The sequence below is a fragment of the Shinella sp. GW835-FHT14H05 genome, assembly GCF_058793575.1.
In genome coordinates this window covers 49,321-72,413 of record NZ_JBXAFY010000005.1, presented here as the reverse complement: position 1 = coordinate 72,413, position 23,093 = coordinate 49,321, and the positions used below count along the sequence as shown (strand labels likewise).

Genomic DNA, 23,093 nt, shown 5'->3' with positions numbered 1-23,093 from the left:
TGGAGATCTCTCGATGAAGCCGCTGATCCTCGCTTCGCAAAGTCCCTTCCGGCGCATGCTGATGGAGAATGCCGGGCTGGCCTTCGAAACGCGGGCGGCCGAGATCGACGAGCGCGCGGTGGAAGCCGCGCTCGCCGTGCGCAATCCGACGCCGCCCCAGGTCGCCGAGGCGCTGGCGATCGAAAAGGCGCAGGATGTCGCGCACCGCTGTCCGGGCGCCCTCGTCATCGGTTCGGACCAGACACTTTCGCTCGATGGCCGGGTGTTTCACAAGCCGGCGGACATGGCCGAGGCGACGTCGCATCTGACGGCCATGTCCGGACGCACCCATGCGCTGAACTGCGGCATTGCGCTGGTGCGGGACGGTCAAACCCTCTGGAGCCATGTCTCGATCGCGCACCTCACGATGCGCCCGCTGTCCTCGTCTTTCATCGATCGTCATCTTGAGCGGGTCGGCGAGCGGGTGCTGGCAAGCGTCGGCGCCTATCAGCTCGAAGGGGAGGGCGTGCAGCTTTTCGAGCGGATCGACGGCGATTATTTCACCATTCTCGGCCTGCCGCTGCTTCCGTTGCTGGCTAAACTTCGCGAACTCGGTGCCATCGATGCATGATTCACGTGAAACATTCACCCGCAATGCCTTTGTTACCGGCTACCCGGTCAAACATTCCCGCTCGCCGCTGATCCACGGCTATTGGCTGGAAACCTTGCGTTTGGCGGGCTCCTACACGCGACAGGAGGTGAAGCCGGAGGATTTTGCCGGCTTCCTATCCCGGTTGAAAAGTGGTGAATCCGGCTTCGTCGGCGGTAATGTCACCATCCCGCACAAGGAGCTGGCGTTTCGCCTGGCCGACAAGCCAGACGCGCTGAGCGAGGAACTCGGGGCCTCGAACACGCTGTGGCTGGAGGAGGGCGCGCTTCATGCCACCAACACGGACGGCTTTGGTTTCCTCGCCAATCTCGATGCGACAGCGCCGGGTTGGGACAGGACGGACCGGGCTGTCATTCTCGGGGCCGGCGGCGCCAGTCGGGCGATCATTCAGGCGGTGCGTGACCGGGGTGTCGGCGAAATCCATGTGGTGAACCGCACCGTCGAGCGTGCTGAGGAGCTGGCCGCCCGTTTCGGGCTGAAGGTGCACGCCCATGCCATGCCGGCTTTGGCCGAGGTCTCGAAGGGCGCGGGGCTCTTCGTCAACACGACCTCGCTCGGTATGGACGGCGAGGCGGCGCCGGACTTCGATTTCTCGCCGCTGGCGGGCGGAGCGGTGGTGACGGATATCGTCTATGTGCCCCTGATCACGCCGATCCTTCGCCAGGCGGCGGAGCAGGGTTTCGCCACGGTGGATGGCCTCGGCATGCTGCTGCACCAGGCGGCGCCCGGCTTTGAAAAATGGTTCGGCACGCGGCCGGTCGTCGATGCGGCGCTGCGCCGGCTGATCCTTGCCGATATGGAGACGCATGCATGATCGTGCTCGGCCTCACAGGATCGATTGGCACGGGCAAGTCGACGACCGCGGCGATGTTCCATGATTTCGGTGTGCCGGTGCACGATGCGGATGCGACGGTGCACGACCTCTATCGAAGCGAGGCCGTCGCCCCCGTCGCCGCGCATTTTCCGGAAGCGCTGAAGGATGGCGTCATCGACCGCAAGGCGCTCTCTGCGGTTCTGGCGCAATCGCCCGAACGGTTCCGCGAGCTGGAAGCGATCATCCATCCGCTGGTGCGGGCACGGGAAAAGGCCTTTCTCGATGCCGAGCGGCAGAAGGGCTCGTCGCTCGTCCTGCTCGATATTCCGCTGCTCTACGAGACGGGCGGCGAGGCGCGGGTCGACAAGGTCGTCGTGGTGACCTGCGATCCGGAGACCCAGCGCCAGCGCGTGCTCGCCCGCCCGGGCATGACGGAGGAAAAGTTCGTGCTCATCCTGTCGCGGCAGATGCCGGATGCGGAAAAGCGCCAGCACGCCGATTTCCTTATCCATACGGACGGGGGACTTGAAGCGGCGCGCAAACAGGTGGAAGAGGTAATCAATACCCTGAAGGAACGGCACTGATGCGCGAGATCATCTTCGATACGGAAACGACCGGCCTCGACAGCAAGCTTGACCGCGTCATCGAAATCGGTGGCGTGGAGCTGGAAAATCATTTCCCGACCGGCAAAACCCTGCACCTCTATATCAATCCCGGCGACCGCAAGGTCCATACCGATGCACTCGCGGTGCACGGCATCACGGACGAGTCGCTGAAGGACAAGCCGATCTTCGCGGACGTGGTGGAGGCGATCCTGGACTTCTTCGGCGAGGCGCGCTGGGTGGCGCACAATGCCAACTTCGACATGGGCTTCATCAATGCCGAGCTCGACCGGCTCGGCCGGCCGCCGATCCTGCAGGAGCGGGTGACGGATACGCTGGCGCTGGCGCGCCGGAAACACCCGATGGGGCCGAACTCGCTCGATGCGCTCTGCCGGCGCTATGGCATCGACAATTCGCACCGCACGCGCCACGGCGCGCTGCTCGACTCCGAACTGCTGGCCGAAGTCTATATCGAGATGATCGGCGGCCGACAGGCCGCCCTTGGCCTCGGTTCGGCGGAAAGCGGCCGCAAGACGCTGGTCGAGACGGAAGACGAGGTCATCCAGCCGCTCGGCGTGCGGCCGAAGCCGCTGGCGCCGCGGCTGACCGAGGAAGAGCGTGCCGCCCATGCGGCCATGGTCGCGACGATGCGCGACAAGGCGATCTGGGCGAAATACGGCGACTGAAGCCAAAACGAATCAAGAGAAACTTGGCAAAGAAAAACCCCCGGCCACTGGGTAGCCGGGGGTTTTTCGTTGAAGTCGATGGGGCCTTAGTTGGCCTGGACCTTCGCCTTGACCTGTTCTTCGGCCATGCGCTGGGTGAACATCTGTGCAAAATCGATCGGGTCGATCATCAGCGGCGGGAAGCCGCCATTGCGGGTCGCGTCGGAGATGATCTGGCGGGCGAAGGGGAAGAGCAGGCGCGGGCACTCGATGAAGAGCACCGGCAGCATGTGTTCCTGCGGGAAGCCGGTGACGCGGAAGACGCCGCCATAGGCAAGCTCGGCGTTGAACAGCATCTTGTCGCCGTCCTTGGCCTCTGCGTTCAGCGAGAGGATGACGTCGAAGTCCGTTTCCGACATTGGGTTGGCATTGACGTTGACGCTGATATTGATCGCCGGGGCCTTGTCACGGGCCTGGAGCGACCGCGGTGCACCGGGGTTTTCGAAGGAGAAGTCCTTCACATACTGCGCCAGGATGTTGAGCGAGGGGCTCGCGGCGTTGTTCTCGGTTGCTGCGTCGGTCATGGAAAGATCCTCGGGGACTCTGGAAAGTCAGGCCATCTAGCATTTCAGCCCCGGCCTTACAACCCTTGGGCCTTCCGGCCGGCAGCCCTTTGCCCTCAGGGCCGGTCGTCGCGCTGGAAGTCGGTTTCGTCGAGATCGATCGTGCGCTGCGGGCCGGTTTTCGGCCTATTGTCTGGCCGCGCGCCGCCGATGTCGACCACGACCACGTTGCGCATCAGCCGGTTCCAGAGAAAGGTGCGCACCGGCGGTAGGAACAGTGCGAGGCCGATGATATCGGTGAGGAAGCCGGGGATCAAAAGCAGGATGCCGGCGACGACGATCATCGCCCCGTCGAGCAGCTCCTTGCCGGGCGCGCGGCCGGTCTGTGCCGATTGCCGCAGCCGGGTCAGCACGCCGAAACCCTGGATGCGCATCAGCACGATGCCGACGACGGCCGCAAGCACGACCAGCGACAGGGTGGAGAAAAGCCCGATCCGCCGCCCGACGAGGATGAAACAGGCGATCTCCGCGAGCGGCAGCAGAAGAATGAAGAAAGGAATAAGAAGTCTCAGCATGCCCCGTAATCTCGCACAGATTCGCGCGTGCCGATACTGGCGGCACGGTTTCGGCCGCTTTCACGTCATCGCCATTTGAATGATCGGTCTTTGCGGACTATATGGGGAAGGAACAAGAAAAACCAAAACGGCTGCGGATCGATAATGGGCTCATTCGACTTTGTAACGATTTTCTTCCTGGTGGCTGCGGTTGTCATCTTCCTGCAGCTGCGCAGCGTGCTCGGCCGGCGTACCGGCAGCGAGCGCCCGCCGTTCGATCCGTACTCCAAGCGCGAGACCGTCAGCGAGGCTGATTCGGCCGATCGCGGCAAGGTGGTCACGCTGCCGCGGCGCGACGGCTCGGACGAAGAGGAAAATCCCTACGCCTCCGTCGATGGCTTTGCCGCCCCCGGCACGCCCCTCAACGAGCAGCTGCGCTCGGTGGTCAAGGTCGATCCGTCCTTCAACCCGAAGGAATTCGTCAATGGCGCCCGCATGGCCTATGAGATGATCGTCGTCGCCTTTGCCGACGGCGACCGCAAGGCGCTGAAGAACCTGTTGTCGCGCGAAGTCTACGAGGGCTTCGACGCCGCCATCTCGGAACGCGAGAGCAAGGGCGAGGTCGTGCGCTCCAGCTTTGTCGGCATCGAGAAGGCCGATATCGTCAGCGCCGAGGTCAAGGACAGCGAAGTCAACGTGACGCTGCGCATCATCAGCCAGTTGATTTCCGCCACCTATGACAAGTCGGGTGCGCTGGTCGAAGGCGATGCGGAGACGGTGGCCGAGGTCAACGACCTCTGGACCTTCGCCCGCGACATCCGCTCGCGCGACCCGAACTGGAAGCTGATCGCCACCGAATCGGAAGGCTGAGCGGGGCCAAGCCATGGAGTATCGCCTGGTTCCGGCCCGGTTTTCGGCGCTTCCCGGCTGGGACGAGGACGACCCGACGCCGCTGATGGCGGCGATGGGCCGCTGTCGCGACCACATTCGCACCGTAAAGCCCTACAAGACAGGCTCGCTCGGCATCACCGCCGGCGAGCTTTTGGTGTTGCTGGATGCTGCGGCAGACGAAAAACCGGAAGGCCCGGCGGCGGTCCGCGCTTTCTTCGAAGCCCATTGCGTGCCGTTTCTGATCGAGAAGGCGGATGGCTCCGCCGGTTTCGTCACCGCCTTCTATGAGCCGGAAGTGTCGGTACGTGCCGCGCCGGATGCGGAATATCGCTATCCCTTCTATGCCCGGCCGGACGACCTGGTCGATATAGACGACGCCAATCGCCCGGCCGGTTTCGCGCCGGGTTTTGCATTTGCGCTGCAAAAGGCCGGAGAGATTGTCGAGCATCCGGATCGCGGCGAGATCGAGCGCGGTTATCTCGCCGGCCGCGGGCTGGAAATCGCCTATGCGCGCTCGAAGGTGGATGTGTTCTTCGCCCATGTGCAGGGCGCGGCAAGGCTCGTCTATCCGGACGGCGCGATGAAGCGCATCACCTATGCCGGCAAATCGGGCCATCCCTTCTCGCCGATCGGCAAGCTCCTGATCGATCGCGGCGAGATCGACGCCGCCACCGTCTCCATGGCCTCGATCCGCGACTGGCTGGCGCGGCATGAGGATCAGGTGGACGACGTGCTGTGGCACAACCGCTCCTTCATCTTCTTCAAGGAAGCCGCGGTTGACGATCCTTCGCTCGGGCCGATCGCCGCCGCCAAGGTGCCGCTCGTCGCCGGCCGCTCGCTGGCGGTCGACCGGCTGATCCATACGTTCGGCCTGCCCTTCTTCCTGTCGAGCGACAGCCTCACCCATATGGACGGCGGCAAACCCTTCCGTCGGCTGATGTTGGCGCTCGATACCGGCACCGCGATCGTCGGCCCGGCGCGCGGCGATATTTTCACCGGCTCGGGCGATGCGGCGGGGGCGCTGGCGGGCCATGTCCGCAATGCCGCGACCTTCCACATCCTCATCCCCACGGCGGCGGCGGAGAGATACCTCCATGCCGAAGGATAAGGCGCTCTCCAGCGAAGACCGCATCCTCTGGGGCAAGGTGGCGCGCAGCACGCGGGCAATGCCCGGCAAGCTCGATGCCTTGACGGAGTTCGAGGCGGCCTTCGTCGAAAAGCCCGAGGCGCAGAAGCCGCCGGAGCCGGAACTAAAGAAGAAGCCCGGCAAGGCGGCCGAGGGCATCGCGCTCACCCCGTCGCGTGACAAAGAGATCCGGCACCACCCGATGGAGCGCCCGGTCAAGCGCAAGATCGCCAAGGGGCACCTGGCGCTCGAAGCGCGTATCGACCTGCACGGCATGATCCAGAGCGAGGCGCACGGCTTCCTGCTCGGCTTCCTCATCAAGGCGCATGAGCGGGGCCTGCGCCATGTGCTGGTCATCACCGGCAAGGGCACCTCGCTCGGCAGCGACGGTGCCTTGAAGCGGGCGGTGCCGCTGTGGTTTTCGCTGCCGGAGTTCCGCCCGCTGATCTCCTCCTACGAGCCGGCGGCCCGCAACCATGGCGGCGAGGGCGCGCTCTACGTGCGGCTTGCCCGCCAGCCGGGGGAGAAGCGATGACGACACCCTTCGGCAAGGCTGTGCGGCACCTGCGTGACCGCAAGGGCGTCTCGCAGAAGGAGATGGCGCTGGCGCTCGGCGTCAGTCCGGCCTATCTTTCGGCGCTGGAGCATGGACGGCGCGGAACGCCGAGCTTCGATTTCCTCCAGCGCGTCGCCGGTTATTTCAACGTGATCTGGGACGAGGCGGAAGAACTTTTCCGCATTGCGCAGATTTCCGACCCGCGCGTCGTGGTCGATACGGCCGGCCTGCCGCCGGAATATACGGCCTTTGCCAACCGGCTTTCGGCTGAAATCGGCAGCCTGCCGCCCGAGACGGTGCGTCGCCTCGCCGGCATTCTCGAAAAAGCATGCAATTCCCGGGCAAAACCCCGTTGATCCCCTGAATTCTGCCGTGTTTACCCCCTCTCTGATTTGGAACTTCAGGGCAAAATCCCTATATTCGCAAGACCCGGAAAGCCGTGATTCGCCGCGCTTCCCGTCTTCCGCGACAACCTGGAAAGACTTCTGAATGACTGACACACCCGAGACCGAAAACGGCCCGGCCGAGTATGGCGCAGATTCGATCAAGGTCCTGAAGGGGCTTGATGCGGTGCGCAAGCGCCCGGGCATGTATATCGGTGACACGGATGACGGTTCGGGTCTGCATCACATGGTCTACGAAGTCGTCGACAACGCGATCGACGAGGCGCTGGCCGGCCATGCGGATATCGTGACCGTCACGCTGAATGCGGACGGTTCCGTGACGGTAACCGACAACGGCCGCGGCATCCCGACCGACATCCACAAGGAAGAGGGCGTTTCGGCGGCCGAGGTCATCATGACCCAGCTCCATGCCGGCGGTAAGTTCGACCAGAATTCCTACAAGGTTTCGGGCGGCCTGCACGGCGTGGGCGTTTCCGTGGTGAATGCGCTGTCCGTCAAGCTGAAGCTGAAGATTCGCCGCGCGGGAAAAATCCACGAGATGAGTTTTACCCATGGCGTGGCCGACAGCCCGCTGGTGGTGACCGGTGATTGCGGCAACGAGACCGGCACGGAAGTGACCTTCCTGCCCTCGTCGGACACGTTCACCAACATCGAATTCGTCTATTCGACGCTGGAGCACCGCCTGCGCGAACTGGCCTTCCTGAATTCCGGCGTGCGCATCCTGCTCACCGATCGCCGCCACTCGGATATCAAGCAGGACGAACTGATGTATGAGGGCGGCCTCGAAGCCTTCGTGCACTATCTCGACCGCGCCAAGAAGTCGCTGGTCTCCAAGCCCATCGCCATCCGCGGCGAAAAAGACGGCATCACCGTCGAAGTGGCCATGTGGTGGAACGACAGCTACCACGAGAACGTGCTCTGCTTCACCAACAACATCCCGCAGCGCGACGGCGGCACGCATATGGCGGGCTTCCGCGGCGCGCTGACCCGCCAGGTCGTCTCCTATGCCGATACGTCCGGCATCATGAAGCGCGAAAAGGTGACGCTGCAGGGCGAGGATTGCCGCGAAGGGCTGACGGCGGTGCTGTCGGTCAAGGTTCCGGATCCGAAGTTCTCCTCGCAGACCAAGGACAAGCTCGTCTCCTCCGAGGTTCGCCCGGTCGTCGAAAACCTCGTCAACGAGGCGCTCTCCACCTGGTTCGAGGAACATCCGTCGGATGCGAAAATCCTCGTCGGCAAGGTGGTGGAAGCCGCCGCCGCCCGCGAAGCCGCGCGCAAGGCCCGCGAACTGACGCGGCGCAAGGGCGCGCTCGACATCTCCTCGCTGCCCGGCAAGCTCGCAGATTGCTCCGAGCGTGACCCGGCAAAGTCGGAGGTCTTCCTCGTCGAGGGTGATTCGGCCGGCGGTTCGGCCAAGCAGGGCCGGTCGCGCGAAAACCAGGCCATTCTTCCGCTGCGCGGAAAAATCCTGAACGTCGAGCGCGCGCGCTTCGACAAGATGCTGTCCAGCCAGGAAATCGGCACGCTGATCACCGCGCTCGGCACGTCGATCGGCAAGGATGAATTCAACGCCGACAAGCTGCGCTACCACAAGATCATCATCATGACGGACGCCGACGTGGACGGCGCGCATATCCGCACCCTGCTGCTCACCTTCTTCTTCCGGCAGATGCCGGAGCTGATCGAGCGCGGCCATCTCTACATCGCCCAGCCGCCGCTCTATAAGGTGGCGCGCGGCAAATCGAGCCAGTACCTGAAGGACGAAAAGGCGCTGGAAGAGTACCTGATCAATGCGGGTCTCGACGATGCGACGCTGGAGCTCGGCTCCGGCGAGGTGCGCGCCGGCCAGGATATCCGCGAGCTGATCCAGGATGCGCTGCGCCTGCGCACGCTGATCGATGGCCTGCATTCGCGCTACAGCCGCTCGATCGTCGAACAGGCGGCGATCACCGGTGCCTTGAACCTCGAACTCAGCCATGACCGCGACGCCTTCGCCGCCAAGGCGCAGGAGGTGGCCCGCCGCCTCGATCTGATCGCCGAGGAGACCGAACGCGGCTGGACCGGTTCGGTTGCGACGGACGGCGGCCTGCGCTTCGAGCGCATGGTGCGCGGCGTCAAGGAATTCGCCCATATCGACATGGCGCTGATCGGTTCGGCCGATGCCCGCCACATCGACCAGCTGTCGGCGCGGTTCCTGGACACCTACACGGTGCAGCCGGTGCTGCGCCGCAAGGATGGCCAGGTGGAAATCACCGGTCCGCGCGCCCTGCTCGACGCCATCTTCGCCGCCGGCCGCAAGGGCCTGTCGATGCAGCGCTACAAGGGTCTCGGCGAGATGAATGCCGAGCAGCTCTGGGAAACGACGCTCGATCCGAACGTCCGCTCGCTCCTGCAGGTCAGGGTGCCGGATGCGACGGATGCCGACGGCCTCTTTGCCCGCCTGATGGGCGACGAGGTGGAGCCGCGCCGCGACTTCATCCAGGAAAACGCCCTCAGCGTCGCCAACCTCGACATCTGATCCAAAATCAAAAAAGAGCCGCCTCAGGGCGGCTCTATCGTTTCAGGGGTCAGGCGGAAAACCGGCCTTCGGATATGAACTCTTCGACCGCCTTGCGCCCGCTCGGCACTTCGCGCTTCATCAGGTCTTCCGGCAGCGTCTCCTTCGGCGCGATCTTGCCGATGGCGACCGCCGCCTCCACGCGAAAACCTTCCGGAACACCCAGAACGTCCATGGCCTTGGTGCGGTCGATGCCGCCCATGCCGTGGGCGTGGTAGCCCGCATGGATGGCCTGGAGGGCGAGATAGGCCCAGGCCGCGCCCGTATCGAAGGCATGGGTATAGGCCGGGCGCATCTCGCCGTCGGCATTCTTGCGGTGGGTCTGGGAGATGATCACGGCGAGCACCGCGGCCTTGTCCGCCCAGCGGCGGTTGCCCTCGTCGAGCGTCTGGTAGATCGTCTCGAAGGCGTCGGTGCCGCGATGGCCGTAGACGAAGCGCCAGGGCTGACCGTTGGCGGCCGAGGGCGCCCAGCGCGCCGCCTCGAACAGCGATAGCAGCGTCTCCTGCGGCATGGCCTCGCCGGTGAAGGCGCGCGGCGACCAGCGGTCGAGGAAAATGGGGTCGATGGCGTGATCTGCGGTGCGGCCGGTCTTTTCAGTCATTGCAGTCCTCGAATGTGGGTTTTTTCCGGGGCAACTCTAGACCCGGCGCCCGCCGGCGCGAAGCGGTAAAATCACCTCTCTGTCGCATTGTCGAACGGGGGGCGGAGGCAATATAACGCTTGGCGAACACGTCAGAACGGCATCGCGAAATGGGAGATATCCGATGAGCTTCAAAGACCCGAGCCTGCTTCGCCAGGCAGCCCTGGTGGGCACCCGCTGGATCGAAGCGGATTCGAGCGGCATAGCGGTGAAGAACCCCGCGACCGGCGAACTCGTCGGCTACGTGCCGAAACTGGGCGCGAAGGAAACCAAGGAAGCGATCGACGCCGCTGCCGCCGCCCAGAAGGGCTGGGCCGCCCGCACGGCCAAGGAACGCTCGGCCGTGCTGCGCAAGTGGTTCGACCTGATGATCGAGAACAAGGACGATCTCGGCCGCATCCTGACGATGGAACAGGGCAAGCCGCTGGCGGAAGCCACCGGCGAAATCGTCTATGGCGCAAGCTTCGTCGAGTGGTTTGCCGAAGAGGCGCGCCGCGTCTATGGCGATATCATTCCCGGCCACCAGAAGGACAAGCGCCTCCTCGTGATGAAGCAGCCGATCGGCGTCGTCGCGGCGATCACGCCCTGGAACTTTCCGAACGCCATGATCACCCGCAAGGCAGGTCCGGCCTTCGCTGCCGGCTGCGCCATGGTGCTGAAGCCTGCCTCGCAGACGCCGTTCTCCGCCATCGCGATCGCCATCCTCGCCGAACGCGCCGGCCTTCCCGCTGGCCTGTTCAGCGTCATCACGGGTTCGGCCCGCGAGATCGGCGCGGAGATGACCGCTAACCCGATCGTGCGCAAGCTCACCTTCACCGGCTCGACGGAAATCGGCGCCGAACTCTACAAGCAGTGCGCGCCGACCATCAAGAAGCTTGGCCTCGAACTCGGCGGCAACGCGCCGTTCATCGTTTTCGACGATGCGGATCTCGATGCGGCCGTCGAAGGCGCACTGATCGCCAAGTTCCGCAACAATGGCCAGACCTGCGTCTGCGCCAACCGCATCTATGTGCAGGACGCGGTCTATGACGCCTTCTCCGAAAAGCTCGCCACCGCTGTCGGCAAGCTCAAGACCGGCAACGGCTTTGACGAAGGCGTGGTGCTCGGCCCGCTGATCGACCAGTCGGCGCTGGAAAAGGTCGAGGAACACGTCTCCGACGCGCTGAAGAAGGGCGGTCGGGTCGTGCAGGGCGGCAAGCGCCATGCGCTCGGCGGCACCTTCTATGAAGCCACAGTCATCGCCGACGTGACGACCGACATGGCCGTCGCCCGCGAAGAGACTTTTGGGCCGGTCGCGCCGCTCTTCCGCTTCCAGGACGAGGACGACGTCATCGCCCAGGCGAACGACACGGAATTCGGCCTCGCCTCCTATTTCTACGCCAAGGAACTGTCGCGCGTCTTCCGCGTCGCCGAGGCGCTGGAATATGGCATGGTCGGCGTCAATACCGGCCTGATCTCCACGGCAGAAGCGCCCTTCGGCGGCGTCAAGCTGTCCGGTCTCGGACGCGAAGGCTCGAAATACGGCATCGAGGAGTTCATGGAAGTCAAATATGTCTGCCTCGGCGGTATCGCCTGAGCAGCATCCATTGTGAAGACCCGGCCGGCATCACGCCGGCCGGTTTCCGTTTTGAGAGGGAAAAGATCGTGGCAGCACCCAGAAACGCCTTCAAGGCAGCCCTTCGCGAGGGCCGGTTCCAGCTCGGGCTATGGGTGGCGCTCGGCAGCGCCTATGCCGCGGAAATCCTCTCGGGCAGCGGCTACGACTGGCTGCTGATCGACGGCGAACACGGCCCGAACGACATGCCGCTGATCAGCGCGCAGATCGGCGCGCTGCGTCATTCGCCGAGCCACGCCATGGTGCGCCCGCCGATGGGCGAGGCCTGGCTGTTGAAGCAGCTGCTCGATCAGGGTGCGCAGACCTTTCTCATTCCGATGGTGGAATCGGCGGCCGAGGCGCAGGCGCTGGTGCGCGCCGTGCGTTATCCGCCCCATGGCATTCGCGGCGTCGGCGCCGGCCTCGGCCGCGCGAGCGATTTCAACCGTGTGCCGGACTATCTCGCGACCGCCAATGACGAAATCTGCCTGATCGTGCAGATCGAAAGCCGGGCCGGCCTTGCCGCGATCGACGAGATCGCCGCGGTGGAGGGCGTCGACGGCCTGTTCATCGGCCCGTCGGATCTCGCAGCCGACATGGGCCTGCTCGGCGAGCCCGGCGCACCGGAGGTGCTGGCGGCCATCACCGATGCCTTCCAGCGCATCAAGGCGGCGGGCAAGGCGCGCGGCATCATGACCGTGTCGCTGCCGCAGGCCGAAATCTACCGCGATCTCGGTGCGGATTTCATGGCGATCGGCACCGACGTCACCTGCCTCGTCTCCGCGGCAGACGGCTTGCGCCGCCGCTTCCTCGGCGAGGAGAAGGCGGGCGAACGCAGCGGCTACTGAGCCGCCGCGATGGCCGTGAGCCTGGGCATCGGCACGTCCGGCGTCCAGGCCTTGAAGTCGACGATGCGGCGAACCAGTTTTTCCGCATGGTGGTTGGCGATCTCGCGCATGCGGTGTTCGAGAAATGGATTGTCGAAGCGCTCCAGCGTGGTCGACACGTAGTTTTCCGCCTGTTTGCCCAGGCCCCTGGCAGTAAAGCCCGGAATCACTTCCTCCCGATAGATCGTGAGAAGCCTCTCCCGAACACCGGCATCGCGAAGAATTGCCTTCACCGTCTCCTCCGCCGGCCGGTTCTCGTTCATCCAGATATCCGCCAGCACCGTATGGCCGAGATTGAGGATGTGCAGCTTGAGCTTTTCATAGGGCGTCAGGTCGTCAACGACCAGAACGTTTGCGTGTGTACACGGCACCGTCAGGCCCGGCTGGTTTTCGATCGCCCACAGCGCATAGGGTTCCGCAATCGCGCCGGCCGGCTCGATGGGCTCCGAAACGATGCGGTCGACCAGCGTATTCGCCCAGATCACCTTTTCCGATAGCCAGGCCGAGAATGCGGAATCCGGGTAACGATCGGCTTGCAACCCGAGCACGAGCCGCTTCAACACCTCTCCGTTTCGCGAGATGAGTTCGCAGGGCAGCATGGTCAGCGGGCGTCCGCCCGTCTGAAAGCGGGCATGCAGCAGCGCCAGCAATTTCCCCGGAAAGGAGGCCGGCACCGTGCCGGCGAGATCGACCGGCCCGATCCTGTAGCCGGTATCGCCGGTATTGGAGAGCACGACCTCGGCTTCGTCGCAGAAGACGCGGTTGATCTCGTCCCAGTCGCTCGCCGCCGAAAGCGTGCGTGCGACGCTGGTGACGCGCTGTTCGCGGTTGATCTCCCGTCCGTCCTTGCGCCCGCGCACGATGACCGGAAAGCCGCCCGGTGCCGCAAGGGCCGCAAGACGGCCGGCGCGTTCCGGCGAACCTGTCGTCTGGACGACGGTGATGCGGCCAAGCGCTTCGCCCTTCTCCAGCGCTTCGCCGACGAAAAGATCCGCATGGGCCTGCAAAAAGCGGCTGGTTCCGAATTGCAGGATGGGGGTTCGCATGGCTGTCTCGTCAGTTGATGGATTGCAGCAGGGTTTCGCGCGCCGATTTCAGGTGGCGCCGGCAGGCATCCTCGATCTGCGTGGGATCGCGTGAGCGCAATGCCGCGATATAGGTGAGGTGTTCCTCCATCGCCCGCGCATTGCGCTGGCGCGCATTCGTCTTGTTCCATTGGTAGTGATAGTGAAAGACGATGGCGATGACGTCGTAGAAATCGACGATGAAACGGTTCTTCGAAGCGCGGTGCACCAAGAGGTGGAAGCGCTCGTCGAGCTCGGAGAAATCCAGGTAACGATTTTCGATATCGCCGAGAATGGCGTGATGCACTGACTCGATCGCATCGAGTTCCAGCCAGGCGGGATGCTCCGCCGGCAGGCGCGCGAAGGCGGCGGCCGAGCGCAGCTCGAACATTTCGCGCACCTCCGTCAGTTCCAGCGCGAATTCGCGGGTAAACCCCTTCAGCACCCAATGGCTGTTCGGCCGCTTCTCGATAAGGCCGAAGCGGCTGAAGCGGATGAGGAATTCGCGCACGCTGGTGGTGCCGATGCCGATCTCCCGCGCCAGTTCCAGCTCGTTGATCTGCATGCCCGGCTCCGCGCCGCCGGCGAGAATCCGGCGCATGAAGCTGCGCTCGATGATTTCGGAGAGCGAATCCGTCTCTTCCGTCGGAAAATAGTCGGAGGCGAGCGGCTTGCGCAGCACGATCTTGCGGCGCTTCTCCCAGGCGAGCAGCCCGACATCTTCGAGCCGGGTCAGGATCGCGCGCACGGTCGTGCGGCTGACGCCGAGTGCGGCGCCGAGCTCGGGCTCCGAGGGCAGGCTTGCCGATTGCTCGAGCAGCTTGACGCAGCGATTGAAGGCGTCCTTGAAGACGTTGTTCTGTTTGGCCATGGGTGCCGCCGGTTCCTGGGATGTCGCGTCCCTTAATGGCTGATCGGGCAAATGACCAGGCGAGCACGCGCCGATATTCTCCCGTCTCCTTTTCGCATATTACCCATTGACGACGATCTGTCTATTGCCGATAAAAGACAAATGCCGGTGAGAGGACGCCGGCCGGGAGGATGCATGAAAACGCGGACCATCGGCAGGACGGGCCTGGCCGTGACCGAATATGGTTTCGGCACCGCAGCGCTTGGCGGGCTCTACCGGGCCTGCCCGCGTGATGTGGCGATGGCGACGCTCGATGCCGCCTGGCAGGAGGGCGTGCGCTATTTCGACACCGCGCCCTGGTACGGTTTCGGCCTGGCGGAGCGCCGCACCGGCGATTTCCTGCGCGACAAGCCGAAGGGCAGCTATGTGCTGTCCAGCAAGGTCGGCCGCATCATGGTGCCCGTTGCCGACGACAAGGTGCCGGCCTACGGCTATGTCGATCCGCTGCCCTTCGATGTGCGCTATGACTACAGCTATGACGGCATCATGCGCTCGGTCGAACTCAGCCATGCACGGCTCGGGCTGAACCGCATCGACATGCTCTATGTGCACGATATCGGCGTCTATACGCATGGTGCCGAGCGCAACGCCTTTCATCTGCGCGCGCTTCTCGACTCCGGCTTGAAGGCGCTGGAAGAGCTCAAATCCGCCGGCGCCATCAAGGCCTTCGGGCTCGGCGTCAACGAGGTGCCGGTCTGCCTGGACGTGCTGCGGCACGCCGATCTCGACTGCATCCTGCTCGCCGGGCGCTATACCCTGCTCGACCGTTCCGCGGCCGCGGAGCTTCTGCCGCTCTGCGAACATAAGGGCACCTCGCTGGTGGTAGGCGGCGTTTTCAATTCCGGCATCCTGGCGACGGGGCCGGTGGAGGGTGCGCATTTCGACTATATGCCGGCAACGCCGGAGGTGGCGGGCAAGGTCCGCGCGATGATGGAGATCGCGCGTGGGCAGCATGTGCCGCTCGCCGCACCGGCGCTGAAATTCCCGCTGGAGCATCCCGCCGTCGCCTGCGTGCTTCTCGGCACCGCGAAACCGGAGAGCCTTCACCGCAATATGGCGCTGGCGCGCATGACGTTCTCGAAAGACATTTATCCGGCTTTCGAGCCGCATATACTCGTTGCGCCGGAACTGGGAGACGACGCCGTCCGGCAATGATTTCGATCTGGGAGGATCGGCAGAACCATGTTGAAGGGTATTCATCCGCTGCTCGGGCCGGACCTGCTGCACGCGATCAGGACCATGGGCCATGGCGACGATATCGTCATCGCGGACGCGAATTTTCCGTCGAGTTTTCTCGGTCCTAATGTGATCCGGGCGGACGGCGTCGACGCGGTGTCGATCACCGAGGCCATTCTCGCCCATATGCCGCTCGATACCTTCGTGCCCGAGGCGGCCTGGCGCATGGAGGTGGTCGGCGATCCAGCGGCGGTGCCGGATATCTGCGTCACCTTCCAGGATCTCGTGCGTCGTCTGGCCGGAGACTTTACGGTGCATGCCGTCGAGCGCTTCGCCTTCTACGAGATGGCGAAGAAGGCCGCCTATATTGTCGCCACGACGGAGTTCCGGCTTTATGGCAATATCATTCTGAAAAAGGGTGTCGTGCACCCGCATGAGGTCTACCGGGTCTAAACACCTGCAGCCACCGTTTGGGAGGACGGATGGCGATGACTGGAATGCCTGAAAGGACACGGTTTTTTGCAAGCGATTGCTTGCTTGCCAAGGAGGGCAGGCGGGTATAGCGTGAAGCAATACTGTTTTTTATCGATAAAAGATCGAGTTGTCCGCTTCCTGCGACGCGATCGCACAAGCAACAGGGAGCACTAGAGAGGAGAAATCTGATGAGCATTGTAAGATCGCTTCTGTCTCGCCGCGCCTTTACGGCGCTGGCGGGTGCCGCAGTCCTCGCCACCATGGCCCCTGCCGCGTCCTTCGCGCAGGAGGTCACCATCCCGATCATCGTCAAGGACACCACGTCCTTCTACTGGCAGATCGTGCTTGCGGGTGCGCGCGCCGCCGGCAAGGATCTCGGCGTCAACGTGCCGGAGCTCGGCGCGCAGTCGGAATCCGACATCAACGGCCAGATCAGCATTCTCGAAAACGCCGTCGCGGGCGGTCCGGCCGCCGTCGTCATCTCGCCGACGGAGTTCAAGGCGCTCGGTAAGCCGGTCGACGAAGCGGCGAAGTCCGTGCCGATCATCGGCATCGACTCCGGCGCGGATTCCAAGGCCTTCACCTCGTTCCTGACGACGGACAATGTGCAGGGCGGCCGCATCGCCGCCGATGGCCTTGCCGCGGCGGTCAAGGCCGCAACCGGCAAGGAAGAGGGCGAGATCGCCATCATTACCAGCCTGCCGGGCGTCGGCTCGCTCGACCAGCGCCGTGAAGGCTTCCTGGATCAGATCAAGACCAAATATCCGGGCCTCAGCGTCGTGGCCGACAAATATGCGGATGGCCAGGCGACCACCGGCCTCAACATGATGACCGACCTCATCACCGCCAACCCGAACCTCGTCGGCGTCTTCGCCTCCAACCTCATCATGGCACAGGGCGTGGGCCAGGCGATCGCCGAAAACAAGCTCGGCGACAAGATCAAGGTCATCGGCTTCGACTCGGATGAAAAGACCGTCGGCTTCCTCAAGGAAGGCGTGCTCGCCGGCCTGGTCGTGCAGGACCCGTACCGCATGGGCTATGACGGTGTGAAGACGGCGCTGGCCGTCTCCAAGGGCGAGAAGGTGGAAACCTTCGTCGATACCGGCGCCAACCTGGTGACCAAGGAAAACATGGCCGATCCAAAGATCGACGCCCTGCTGAACCCGAAGATCTGATCGGTTTCACGCAGCGCGTTTGACGATCTCCCGCCCGGGCCGCATGATCCGGGCGGGACGCTTTCCACGCAGTCGGGAGGAGACAGCGATGAGCAGCCTTGAAGAGCTCAGCCATCGGCACGAAGACGAGGCGAAACTCGCCGAATCCGAAACGGTGCCGCGCGGCGCGCCGATCCTCGAACTGCGCGGGCTTCAAAAGAAATACGGCCTCGTCGAAGCGCTCAAGCCGGCGACGGTAACGTTCCTGGCGGGCGAAATCCACGCCATCGTCGGCGAAAACGGTGCCGGCAAATCGACGCTGATAAAGCTTCTGACCGGGGTTATCCGGCGCACGGCGGGCGAGGTTTTCTGGTGCGGCAAGCCCGTGCAGCTCGCGACCCCCACCGAAGCCATCAAGCGCGGCATCAATGCGGTGCATCAGGAGGTCGTGCTCTGCGCGCACCTCTCCGTCGCGGCCAACATGTTTCTCGGCGACGAGATGGATCGCTACGGCCTGATGCGCAAGGGCGCCATGGAGCGCGCGGCACAGGCCGTGCTCGACGATCTCGGCTTCCTTCTGCCGGCGGGCGCCCTGCTCGGCAGCCTCACCATCGGCCAGCAGCAGCTTGTCGCCACCGCCAAGGCCGCCATGCGCGGCATCCGTTTCCTCATCTTCGACGAGCCGACCGCCTATCTGACGCGCCAGGAATCCGCCCAGCTCTTCCGGCTCATTCGCCGGCTACGCGACCAGGGCGTGACCATCGTCTATATCAGCCACCGCATGGAGGAAGTCTTCGAGCTTGCCGACCGCGTCTCGGTCCTGCGCGACGGCACCCATGTCGGCACGCGCCTCATCAGCGAGACCAACGACAACGAACTGATCGCGCTGATGATCAACCGCACGATCGAGCAGATCTACCACAAGGAAAAGGTGCCGATCGGCAAGACCATCGTCGAGACGAAGGGGGTTTCGGGACCCGGCTTCGAGGATGTTTCTCTGACGGTGCGTTCGGGCGAAATCGTCGGCCTTTATGGTTTGATCGGTGCCGGGCGCAGCGAATTTGCGCTTGGCCTCTATGGTCGTCAACCGCTTTCGGCCGGCGAAGTTTTCTGGGACGGCAAGAAGGTCGACATCCGCAACGAACGCGACGCCATGGAGCTCGGCATCGCGCTGGCGCCGGAAAGCCGGCGCGACCAGGGCCTTTGCCTCAACCTGCCGATCGGCCTCAACATCAACCTGCCGATCTTCAAGCGGTTGAGTTCTGGGCTCGTGATCCGCAAGGGCGACGAGGCGGCGAATGCCGACCAGCAGATCCGCAACCTCAGCATCAAGACGCCGTCACGCCGCGTGCTCGCTTCCGCCATGTCCGGCGGCAACCAGCAGAAAATCGTCATCGGCAAGTGGCTCAGCCACGGCGCCCGGCTGTTCATCTTCGACGAGCCGACGGTCGGCGTCGATGTCGGCACCAAGGCGGAAATCTACCGCCTGTTCGGCGAGCTCCTGAAAAAGGGCGCCGGCATCATCCTCATCTCGTCCTATCTGCCGGAGGTCTACGAACTTTCCGACCGGCTGCATGTCTTCCGCGGCGGCCGGCTCGTCGCCAGCCACGACCACCGGGCGGCCTCGCACGAGGACGTCCTGACCCAGGCCATCGGCATTTAGAGCAATACCAGCAAAAGTGCGAAGCGGTTTTGCGTCCGGGATTGCGTGAAAACGTGCAGTGCCGCCGCGCCATAAAGGAGAAGAAACATGAGCGTGGAGACGACGACGGAAAATGCACCGGCACCGAAGAAGGGCACGAACATCCTGCTCGGCCTGACGCTGCTTGGCCTGCTTCTTTTCCTCTGGCTGCTGCTCGGCCTGTCGACCAATGCCTTCTGGTCGCCGAACAATATCAGCAACCTGCTGCGCCAGGGCGCCATGACCGCGATCCTCGCGGTCGGCCAGACCTTCGTGATCATCACCGCCGGCATCGACCTCTCGGTCGGCGCGATCGTCGGCTTCACCAGCGTCATCGTCGCCTGGCTGCTCCAGGCGGGCGTGCCGCTCTGGGCGGCGATCATCCTGACGCTGCTGATGGGGGTCGCGATCGGTGCCTTCCATGGTTTCGGCATCGTGCGCATGGGCCTGCCACCCTTCATCATCACGCTCGCCACGCTCACCTCGCTGCGCGGCATCGGCCTGCTCATCACCAACGGCTCGACGATCTCGATCAACCACGAGGGCTTCACCAACTTCTCGCGCACCGATTTCCTCGGCGTGCCGAGCCTGTTCTGGATGGTCATCCTGGTGGCGATCCCGGCCTTCGTTTTCCTGCACCTCTCGCGCTGGGGGCGTTATCTCTTCGCGGTCGGCTCGAATGCCGAGGCGGCACGGCTTTCCGGGGTCAATGTCAACCGCACGATCTACCTCGCCTATATCCTGTCTGCCACCTGCGCCGCCTTCGTCGGCCTGCTGCTCGCCTCGCGCATCGGCATCGGCAATGCCACGCAGGCGGAAGGCTGGGAATTGCAGGCGATCGCCTCCTCGGTCATCGGCGGCACCAGCCTGTTCGGTGCGGTCGGCTCGGTGCACGGACCGCTGCTCGGCGCCTTCATCCTGGCGACCATCAACAACGGCGCGAACCTCCTGAACGTCAATTCGTTCTGGCAGCGCATCATCACCGGCCTGCTGATCATCGTCATCGTCTATTTCGACCAGCTGCGCCGCCGCGGAAGCCGTTGAGATGAAGACAATCGTCTGCGTCGAGCCCGGCCGCCTGGAGGCGGTCGAGCGGGAGAATCCGGCTACGCTTCCGAAAGGCTGGGTGCGTCTCGCCATCAGCCATGTCGGCATCTGCGGCACCGACTACCATATTTTCGAGGGCAAACACCCGTTCCTCGAATACCCGCGGGTGATGGGCCACGAGGTTTCCGCCACCGTCGTCGATCCCGGCACGAGCGCATTTGCCGTCGGCGCCCCCGTCGTCGTCAACCCGTATTTGTCCTGCGGCACCTGCGTCGCCTGCCGGCAGGGCAAGCCGAACTGCTGCATGGCGATCCGTGTGCTCGGCGTGCATACGGATGGCGCCTTCTGCGAGGAGATCGTGCTGCCGGCGGACAATCTTTATCCGGCTGATGGCCTTTCCCTGGAAGCGGCCGCGACCGTCGAATTCCTGGCGATCGGTGCCCACGCGGTCCGCCGTTCGCAGGCGCCGGCCGGGTCTCGTGCGCTGGTCATCGGCGCCGGCCCGATCGGCCTCGGCACCGCGCTCTTCTCGCGTATCGCCGGCCATGCAGTGACGCTGATGGACACGTCCGCCGAACGCCTTGCCATCGCGGCCGAGCGTTTTGGTTTTACCAGCGGCATTCTGGCGGGAGACGCCGCTGCCGCGGCGGTATCCACGGCGACCGGTGGCGATGGTTTCGATGTCGTCTTCGACGCGACGGGTTATGCAAAATCGATGGAGGCGGCCTTTGCCTATGTCGCCCATGGCGGCGCCCTGGTGCTGGTCAGCGTGGTGAAGGACGAGATCCGTTTTTCCGATCCGGAATTCCACAAGCGGGAGATGACGCTGGTCGGCAGCCGCAATGCCACGCGCGCCGATTTCGAGCATGTCATCGCGAATATCCGCGCCGGCCATGTGCCGGTCGATGCGCTCGTCACGCATCGCACCACGCTCGACCGCGTCCCCGTGGACCTCGCTCGCTGGGCGACGGAAAAGTCGGGTCTCATCAAGGCCATTGTGCGCGTTGCAGCATAGGGCGGCGTGATCTCGTACTGGCTGGATTTGTTCATGTCCGCGAAAGGTCTGCGGCCTACCATGCTCTTGGACCGGTCGGTTCCGGTCTGTTGCTCCGCAGCGAAAACGTGTTAGTCTTTCGCACCTGCGGAAACCGGGATGATCCGGACGAGGCGGCCATTCCGGCCTGCACTGTCCAAGACGGGGTGTCGCGTTCAATGTATTATCAGCTCTATGAAATGAACCATGCGATGATGGCGCCCTGGCGCGCCGTCGCGGATCAGATGCGGATGGCGTTCCGCAACCCGCTCAATCCGGTCTCGCACACCTATTTCGGCCGGACCATGGCCGCAGGCTTCGAGGTCCTCGAACGCTCGACCCGGCGCTACGGCAAGCCTGAATTCGACCTCCCGACCACGCTCATCGACGGCAAGACCATTTCCGTGCATGAGAAGGTCGTCTGGAAGCAGCCCTTCTGCAATCTCGTGCATTTCGAGCGCTGTTTGCCGGCCGGCCACCGCCGCGATCCGAAAGTGCTGATCGTCGCGCCGATGTCCGGCCACTATGCGACGCTGCTGCGCGGCACCGTCGAAGCGCTGCTGCCGCATGCGGAAGTGCACATCACCGATTGGATCGACGCGCGCATGGTGCCGCTCTCCGACGGAACCTTCGATCTCGACGACTATATCGACTACGTCATCCAGATGCTGCATGCGCTGGGGCCGGATACCCATGTCATCGCCGTCTGCCAGCCGGCCGTGCCGGTGCTGGCCGCCGTCGCCGTCATGGAAGCCGATGACGATCCGCTGTCGCCCTCCACCATGACGCTGATGGGCGGGCCGATCGACACGCGCATCAACCCGACCGCCGTCAACAAGCTGGCGGAAGAAAAGCCGATCGACTGGTTCCGCGACAATGTCATCATGCCTGTGCCGTGGCCGCAGCCGGGCTTCATGCGCATGGTCTATCCGGGCTTCCTGCAGCTTTCCGGTTTCATGTCGATGAACCTCGACCGCCACGTCGTCGCGCACAAGGAGTTCTTCGCCCATCTCGTGAAGAACGACGGCGATGCGGCCGAAAAACACCGCGATTTCTACGACGAATATCTGGCGGTCATGGACCTGACGGCGGAATTCTATCTCCAGACGGTCGAGACCGTGTTCATGAAACACGCTTTGCCGAAGGGCGAGATGATGCACCGCACGCGTCCCGTCGATACGACGGCGATCCGCAAGGTGGCGCTGCTCACCGTCGAAGGCGAGAACGACGACATTTCCGGCGTCGGCCAGACCCAGGCGGCGCAGACCATCTGCACCAACATTCCGGACGACATGCGCATGCACTACATGCAGCCGGATGTCGGCCACTACGGTGTCTTCAACGGTTCGCGCTTCCGCAAAGAAATCGCGCCGCGCATCCTGTCCTTCATCGCCGAGCATGCGCGCAGCGAGAAGGCAAAGCAGGTGCCGCGCGTCATCAAGGGCGGAAAATCAGGCGCTGCCGCCTGATTTTCTGGGCCGCTTTCAGGCACTTGCCCGAATTTGCCGGGCATTGTCTTGAACGCGATCCGTGCTCTGCCCACATCGGAATCATCGGAAACCAGGGTGGTTTCCGCCGATCGTGAGGAAGATTGCACATGAACCAGTCAGCGCTTATCCGTCCGGACTGGACGCCTGCGACCATCGCCCTGATGGTGCTCGGCTTCGTGGTGTTCTGGCCCCTCGGCCTAGCCATGCTTGCCTACATCATCTTCGGCGATCGCCTGAAATCCTTCAAGAAAGACGCCAACGAAACGGTTGACGGCATATTCGCCTCCTGCCGCAGCAAATGGGGCGGCCGCCGCGGCGGTTCCTCTTTCCGCAGCGCCACCGGCAATGTCGCCTTCGACGACTGGCGCGATGCCGAACTGTCGCGCCTCGATGAGGAGCGCCGCAAGCTCGACGAGATGCGCGAAGAGTTCGATTCCTATGTCCGCGAGCTTCGCCGCGCCAAGGACCAGGAGGAGTTCGACCGCTTCATGCGCGAACGCCGCGCCTCCGGCCACGGCGACGTCCCGGGCTTCCCGGCGACGTGAGGCGTTGCCTCACC

Annotated in this window: 24 protein-coding genes; 19 read left to right on the top strand and 5 right to left on the bottom strand. The window is 63.9% G+C overall.

Annotation, left to right across the window (positions count from 1 at the left end; genetic code table 11):
• Positions 1–13 precede the first annotated feature (13 nt).
• Genes AC1Q6Z_RS17115 through dnaQ form a run of 4 tightly spaced genes read left to right on the top strand, consistent with a single transcriptional unit; the run spans position 14 to position 2,751 of the window.
• The gene (locus tag AC1Q6Z_RS17115) at positions 14–610 is read left to right on the top strand and encodes a Maf-like protein (RefSeq protein WP_492648662.1); all 597 of its coding nucleotides are present in this window, start codon (positions 14–16) and stop codon (positions 608–610) included.
• The gene (locus tag AC1Q6Z_RS17110) at positions 603–1,463 is read left to right on the top strand and encodes a shikimate dehydrogenase (RefSeq protein ID WP_492648661.1); all 861 of its coding nucleotides are present in this window, start codon (positions 603–605) and stop codon (positions 1,461–1,463) included. The genes AC1Q6Z_RS17115 and AC1Q6Z_RS17110 overlap by 8 nt, the downstream gene beginning before the upstream one ends.
• On the top strand, positions 1,460–2,047 hold the full coding sequence (gene coaE, locus AC1Q6Z_RS17105; RefSeq protein ID WP_492648660.1) for a dephospho-CoA kinase: 588 nt from the start codon (positions 1,460–1,462) through the stop codon (positions 2,045–2,047). The genes AC1Q6Z_RS17110 and coaE overlap by 4 nt, the downstream gene beginning before the upstream one ends.
• Positions 2,047–2,751, top strand: coding sequence for a DNA polymerase III subunit epsilon (gene dnaQ / locus AC1Q6Z_RS17100; RefSeq protein WP_492648659.1), 705 nt, complete (start codon positions 2,047–2,049; stop codon positions 2,749–2,751). The genes coaE and dnaQ overlap by 1 nt, the downstream gene beginning before the upstream one ends.
• An 86-nt stretch (positions 2,752–2,837) precedes the next feature.
• Here dnaQ and secB read toward each other — a convergent pair whose 3' ends face one another.
• Together secB and AC1Q6Z_RS17090 are read right to left on the bottom strand one after the other, a co-directional pair.
• Complete coding sequence (gene secB, locus AC1Q6Z_RS17095) at positions 2,838–3,314, bottom strand: protein-export chaperone SecB (RefSeq protein WP_256120455.1); 477 nt, start codon at positions 3,312–3,314, stop codon at positions 2,838–2,840.
• 95 nt (positions 3,315–3,409) lie between these two features.
• Positions 3,410–3,868: an FxsA family protein gene (locus tag AC1Q6Z_RS17090; RefSeq protein WP_256120454.1), complete on the bottom strand. Its 459-nt coding sequence runs from the start codon at positions 3,866–3,868 to the stop codon at positions 3,410–3,412.
• Between the two features lie 144 nt (positions 3,869–4,012).
• On the opposite strand from AC1Q6Z_RS17090, the gene AC1Q6Z_RS17085 reads away from it, so the two are divergent.
• From AC1Q6Z_RS17085 to gyrB, 5 genes are all read left to right on the top strand, one after another.
• Positions 4,013–4,717, top strand: a complete 705-nt coding sequence (locus tag AC1Q6Z_RS17085; RefSeq protein WP_256120453.1) for a Tim44/TimA family putative adaptor protein — start codon at positions 4,013–4,015, stop codon at positions 4,715–4,717.
• Between the two features lie 13 nt (positions 4,718–4,730).
• Positions 4,731–5,846 carry a murein transglycosylase A gene (gene mltA, locus AC1Q6Z_RS17080; protein ID WP_492648658.1) on the top strand — a complete coding sequence of 372 codons (1,116 nt, stop codon included), beginning with the start codon at positions 4,731–4,733 and terminating at the stop codon, positions 5,844–5,846.
• Positions 5,833–6,399 carry a Smr/MutS family protein gene (locus AC1Q6Z_RS17075; RefSeq protein WP_492648657.1) on the top strand — a complete coding sequence of 189 codons (567 nt, stop codon included), beginning with the start codon at positions 5,833–5,835 and terminating at the stop codon, positions 6,397–6,399. The genes mltA and AC1Q6Z_RS17075 overlap by 14 nt, the downstream gene beginning before the upstream one ends.
• Positions 6,396–6,776, top strand: a complete 381-nt coding sequence (locus AC1Q6Z_RS17070; protein WP_256120450.1) for a helix-turn-helix domain-containing protein — start codon at positions 6,396–6,398, stop codon at positions 6,774–6,776. Before AC1Q6Z_RS17075 ends, AC1Q6Z_RS17070 begins: the two co-directional genes overlap by 4 nt.
• Before the next feature lie 133 nt (positions 6,777–6,909).
• Entirely contained in the window at positions 6,910–9,342 is a 2,433-nt protein-coding gene (gene gyrB / locus AC1Q6Z_RS17065) for a DNA topoisomerase (ATP-hydrolyzing) subunit B (RefSeq protein ID WP_492648656.1), read from the top strand.
• A 49-nt stretch (positions 9,343–9,391) separates the two neighbouring features.
• Here gyrB and AC1Q6Z_RS17060 read toward each other — a convergent pair whose 3' ends face one another.
• Positions 9,392–9,985 carry a nitroreductase family protein gene (locus AC1Q6Z_RS17060; protein ID WP_492648655.1) on the bottom strand — a complete coding sequence of 198 codons (594 nt, stop codon included), beginning with the start codon at positions 9,983–9,985 and terminating at the stop codon, positions 9,392–9,394.
• A gap of 163 nt (positions 9,986–10,148) precedes the next feature.
• Between AC1Q6Z_RS17060 and gabD the strand changes: the two genes are divergently transcribed.
• Together gabD and AC1Q6Z_RS17050 are read left to right on the top strand one after the other, a co-directional pair.
• Complete coding sequence (gabD, locus tag AC1Q6Z_RS17055; protein ID WP_492648654.1) at positions 10,149–11,600, top strand: NADP-dependent succinate-semialdehyde dehydrogenase; 1,452 nt, start codon at positions 10,149–10,151, stop codon at positions 11,598–11,600.
• 68 nt (positions 11,601–11,668) lie between these two features.
• Positions 11,669–12,466 carry an aldolase/citrate lyase family protein gene (locus AC1Q6Z_RS17050; protein ID WP_492648653.1) on the top strand — a complete coding sequence of 266 codons (798 nt, stop codon included), beginning with the start codon at positions 11,669–11,671 and terminating at the stop codon, positions 12,464–12,466.
• Here AC1Q6Z_RS17050 and AC1Q6Z_RS17045 read toward each other — a convergent pair.
• Positions 12,460–13,551 (bottom strand): mannitol dehydrogenase family protein, encoded by a 1,092-nt coding sequence (locus AC1Q6Z_RS17045; protein ID WP_492648652.1) that lies wholly within the window; start codon positions 13,549–13,551, stop codon positions 12,460–12,462. The genes AC1Q6Z_RS17050 and AC1Q6Z_RS17045 overlap by 7 nt on opposite strands.
• 10 nt (positions 13,552–13,561) lie before the next feature.
• Complete coding sequence (locus tag AC1Q6Z_RS17040; protein WP_492648651.1) at positions 13,562–14,440, bottom strand: GntR family transcriptional regulator; 879 nt, start codon at positions 14,438–14,440, stop codon at positions 13,562–13,564.
• 174 nt (positions 14,441–14,614) lie between these two features.
• Here AC1Q6Z_RS17040 and AC1Q6Z_RS17035 point away from each other — a divergent pair, with 174 nt between their 5' ends.
• From AC1Q6Z_RS17035 to AC1Q6Z_RS17000, 8 genes are all read left to right on the top strand, one after another.
• Positions 14,615–15,634, top strand: a complete 1,020-nt coding sequence (locus AC1Q6Z_RS17035; RefSeq protein WP_492648650.1) for an aldo/keto reductase — start codon at positions 14,615–14,617, stop codon at positions 15,632–15,634.
• A gap of 27 nt (positions 15,635–15,661) precedes the next feature.
• Positions 15,662–16,108 carry an RbsD/FucU family protein gene (locus AC1Q6Z_RS17030; RefSeq protein WP_492648649.1) on the top strand — a complete coding sequence of 149 codons (447 nt, stop codon included), beginning with the start codon at positions 15,662–15,664 and terminating at the stop codon, positions 16,106–16,108.
• Positions 16,109–16,317: 209 nt separating this feature from the next.
• Positions 16,318–17,304 (top strand): ABC transporter substrate-binding protein, encoded by a 987-nt coding sequence (locus tag AC1Q6Z_RS17025; RefSeq protein WP_256120441.1) that lies wholly within the window; start codon positions 16,318–16,320, stop codon positions 17,302–17,304.
• Between the two features lie 88 nt (positions 17,305–17,392).
• On the top strand, positions 17,393–18,946 hold the full coding sequence (locus tag AC1Q6Z_RS17020; RefSeq protein ID WP_492648648.1) for a sugar ABC transporter ATP-binding protein: 1,554 nt from the start codon (positions 17,393–17,395) through the stop codon (positions 18,944–18,946).
• 87 nt (positions 18,947–19,033) lie between these two features.
• The gene (locus AC1Q6Z_RS17015) at positions 19,034–20,008 is read left to right on the top strand and encodes an ABC transporter permease (RefSeq protein WP_492648647.1); all 975 of its coding nucleotides are present in this window, start codon (positions 19,034–19,036) and stop codon (positions 20,006–20,008) included.
• A 1-nt stretch (position 20,009) separates the two neighbouring features.
• Positions 20,010–21,026, top strand: coding sequence for a zinc-binding alcohol dehydrogenase family protein (locus AC1Q6Z_RS17010; protein ID WP_492648646.1), 1,017 nt, complete (start codon positions 20,010–20,012; stop codon positions 21,024–21,026).
• A gap of 197 nt (positions 21,027–21,223) precedes the next feature.
• Positions 21,224–22,513 carry a polyhydroxyalkanoate depolymerase gene (gene phaZ, locus AC1Q6Z_RS17005; RefSeq protein WP_256120437.1) on the top strand — a complete coding sequence of 430 codons (1,290 nt, stop codon included), beginning with the start codon at positions 21,224–21,226 and terminating at the stop codon, positions 22,511–22,513.
• A gap of 128 nt (positions 22,514–22,641) precedes the next feature.
• Positions 22,642–23,079, top strand: coding sequence for a DUF2852 domain-containing protein (locus AC1Q6Z_RS17000; RefSeq protein ID WP_492648645.1), 438 nt, complete (start codon positions 22,642–22,644; stop codon positions 23,077–23,079).
• Positions 23,080–23,093 lie beyond the last annotated feature (14 nt).

Coding starts and splice junctions, on each gene's coding strand:
- AC1Q6Z_RS17045 (WP_492648652.1), bottom strand. CDS start 13,551: ATGCGAACCCCCATCCTGCAATTCGGAACCAGCCGCTTTTTGCAGGCC.
- AC1Q6Z_RS17020 (WP_492648648.1), top strand. CDS start 17,393: ATGAGCAGCCTTGAAGAGCTCAGCCATCGGCACGAAGACGAGGCGAAA.
- AC1Q6Z_RS17115 (WP_492648662.1), top strand. CDS start 14: ATGAAGCCGCTGATCCTCGCTTCGCAAAGTCCCTTCCGGCGCATGCTG.
- AC1Q6Z_RS17035 (WP_492648650.1), top strand. CDS start 14,615: ATGAAAACGCGGACCATCGGCAGGACGGGCCTGGCCGTGACCGAATAT.
- AC1Q6Z_RS17000 (WP_492648645.1), top strand. CDS start 22,642: ATGAACCAGTCAGCGCTTATCCGTCCGGACTGGACGCCTGCGACCATC.
- AC1Q6Z_RS17060 (WP_492648655.1), bottom strand. CDS start 9,985: ATGACTGAAAAGACCGGCCGCACCGCAGATCACGCCATCGACCCCATT.
- gyrB (WP_492648656.1), top strand. CDS start 6,910: ATGACTGACACACCCGAGACCGAAAACGGCCCGGCCGAGTATGGCGCA.
- gabD (WP_492648654.1), top strand. CDS start 10,149: ATGAGCTTCAAAGACCCGAGCCTGCTTCGCCAGGCAGCCCTGGTGGGC.
- secB (WP_256120455.1), bottom strand. CDS start 3,314: ATGACCGACGCAGCAACCGAGAACAACGCCGCGAGCCCCTCGCTCAAC.
- phaZ (WP_256120437.1), top strand. CDS start 21,224: ATGTATTATCAGCTCTATGAAATGAACCATGCGATGATGGCGCCCTGG.
- AC1Q6Z_RS17040 (WP_492648651.1), bottom strand. CDS start 14,440: ATGGCCAAACAGAACAACGTCTTCAAGGACGCCTTCAATCGCTGCGTC.
- AC1Q6Z_RS17025 (WP_256120441.1), top strand. CDS start 16,318: ATGAGCATTGTAAGATCGCTTCTGTCTCGCCGCGCCTTTACGGCGCTG.
- coaE (WP_492648660.1), top strand. CDS start 1,460: ATGATCGTGCTCGGCCTCACAGGATCGATTGGCACGGGCAAGTCGACG.
- mltA (WP_492648658.1), top strand. CDS start 4,731: ATGGAGTATCGCCTGGTTCCGGCCCGGTTTTCGGCGCTTCCCGGCTGG.
- AC1Q6Z_RS17075 (WP_492648657.1), top strand. CDS start 5,833: ATGCCGAAGGATAAGGCGCTCTCCAGCGAAGACCGCATCCTCTGGGGC.
- AC1Q6Z_RS17010 (WP_492648646.1), top strand. CDS start 20,010: ATGAAGACAATCGTCTGCGTCGAGCCCGGCCGCCTGGAGGCGGTCGAG.
- AC1Q6Z_RS17090 (WP_256120454.1), bottom strand. CDS start 3,868: ATGCTGAGACTTCTTATTCCTTTCTTCATTCTTCTGCTGCCGCTCGCG.
- AC1Q6Z_RS17110 (WP_492648661.1), top strand. CDS start 603: ATGCATGATTCACGTGAAACATTCACCCGCAATGCCTTTGTTACCGGC.
- AC1Q6Z_RS17030 (WP_492648649.1), top strand. CDS start 15,662: ATGTTGAAGGGTATTCATCCGCTGCTCGGGCCGGACCTGCTGCACGCG.
- AC1Q6Z_RS17070 (WP_256120450.1), top strand. CDS start 6,396: ATGACGACACCCTTCGGCAAGGCTGTGCGGCACCTGCGTGACCGCAAG.
- AC1Q6Z_RS17015 (WP_492648647.1), top strand. CDS start 19,034: ATGAGCGTGGAGACGACGACGGAAAATGCACCGGCACCGAAGAAGGGC.
- AC1Q6Z_RS17085 (WP_256120453.1), top strand. CDS start 4,013: ATGGGCTCATTCGACTTTGTAACGATTTTCTTCCTGGTGGCTGCGGTT.
- dnaQ (WP_492648659.1), top strand. CDS start 2,047: ATGCGCGAGATCATCTTCGATACGGAAACGACCGGCCTCGACAGCAAG.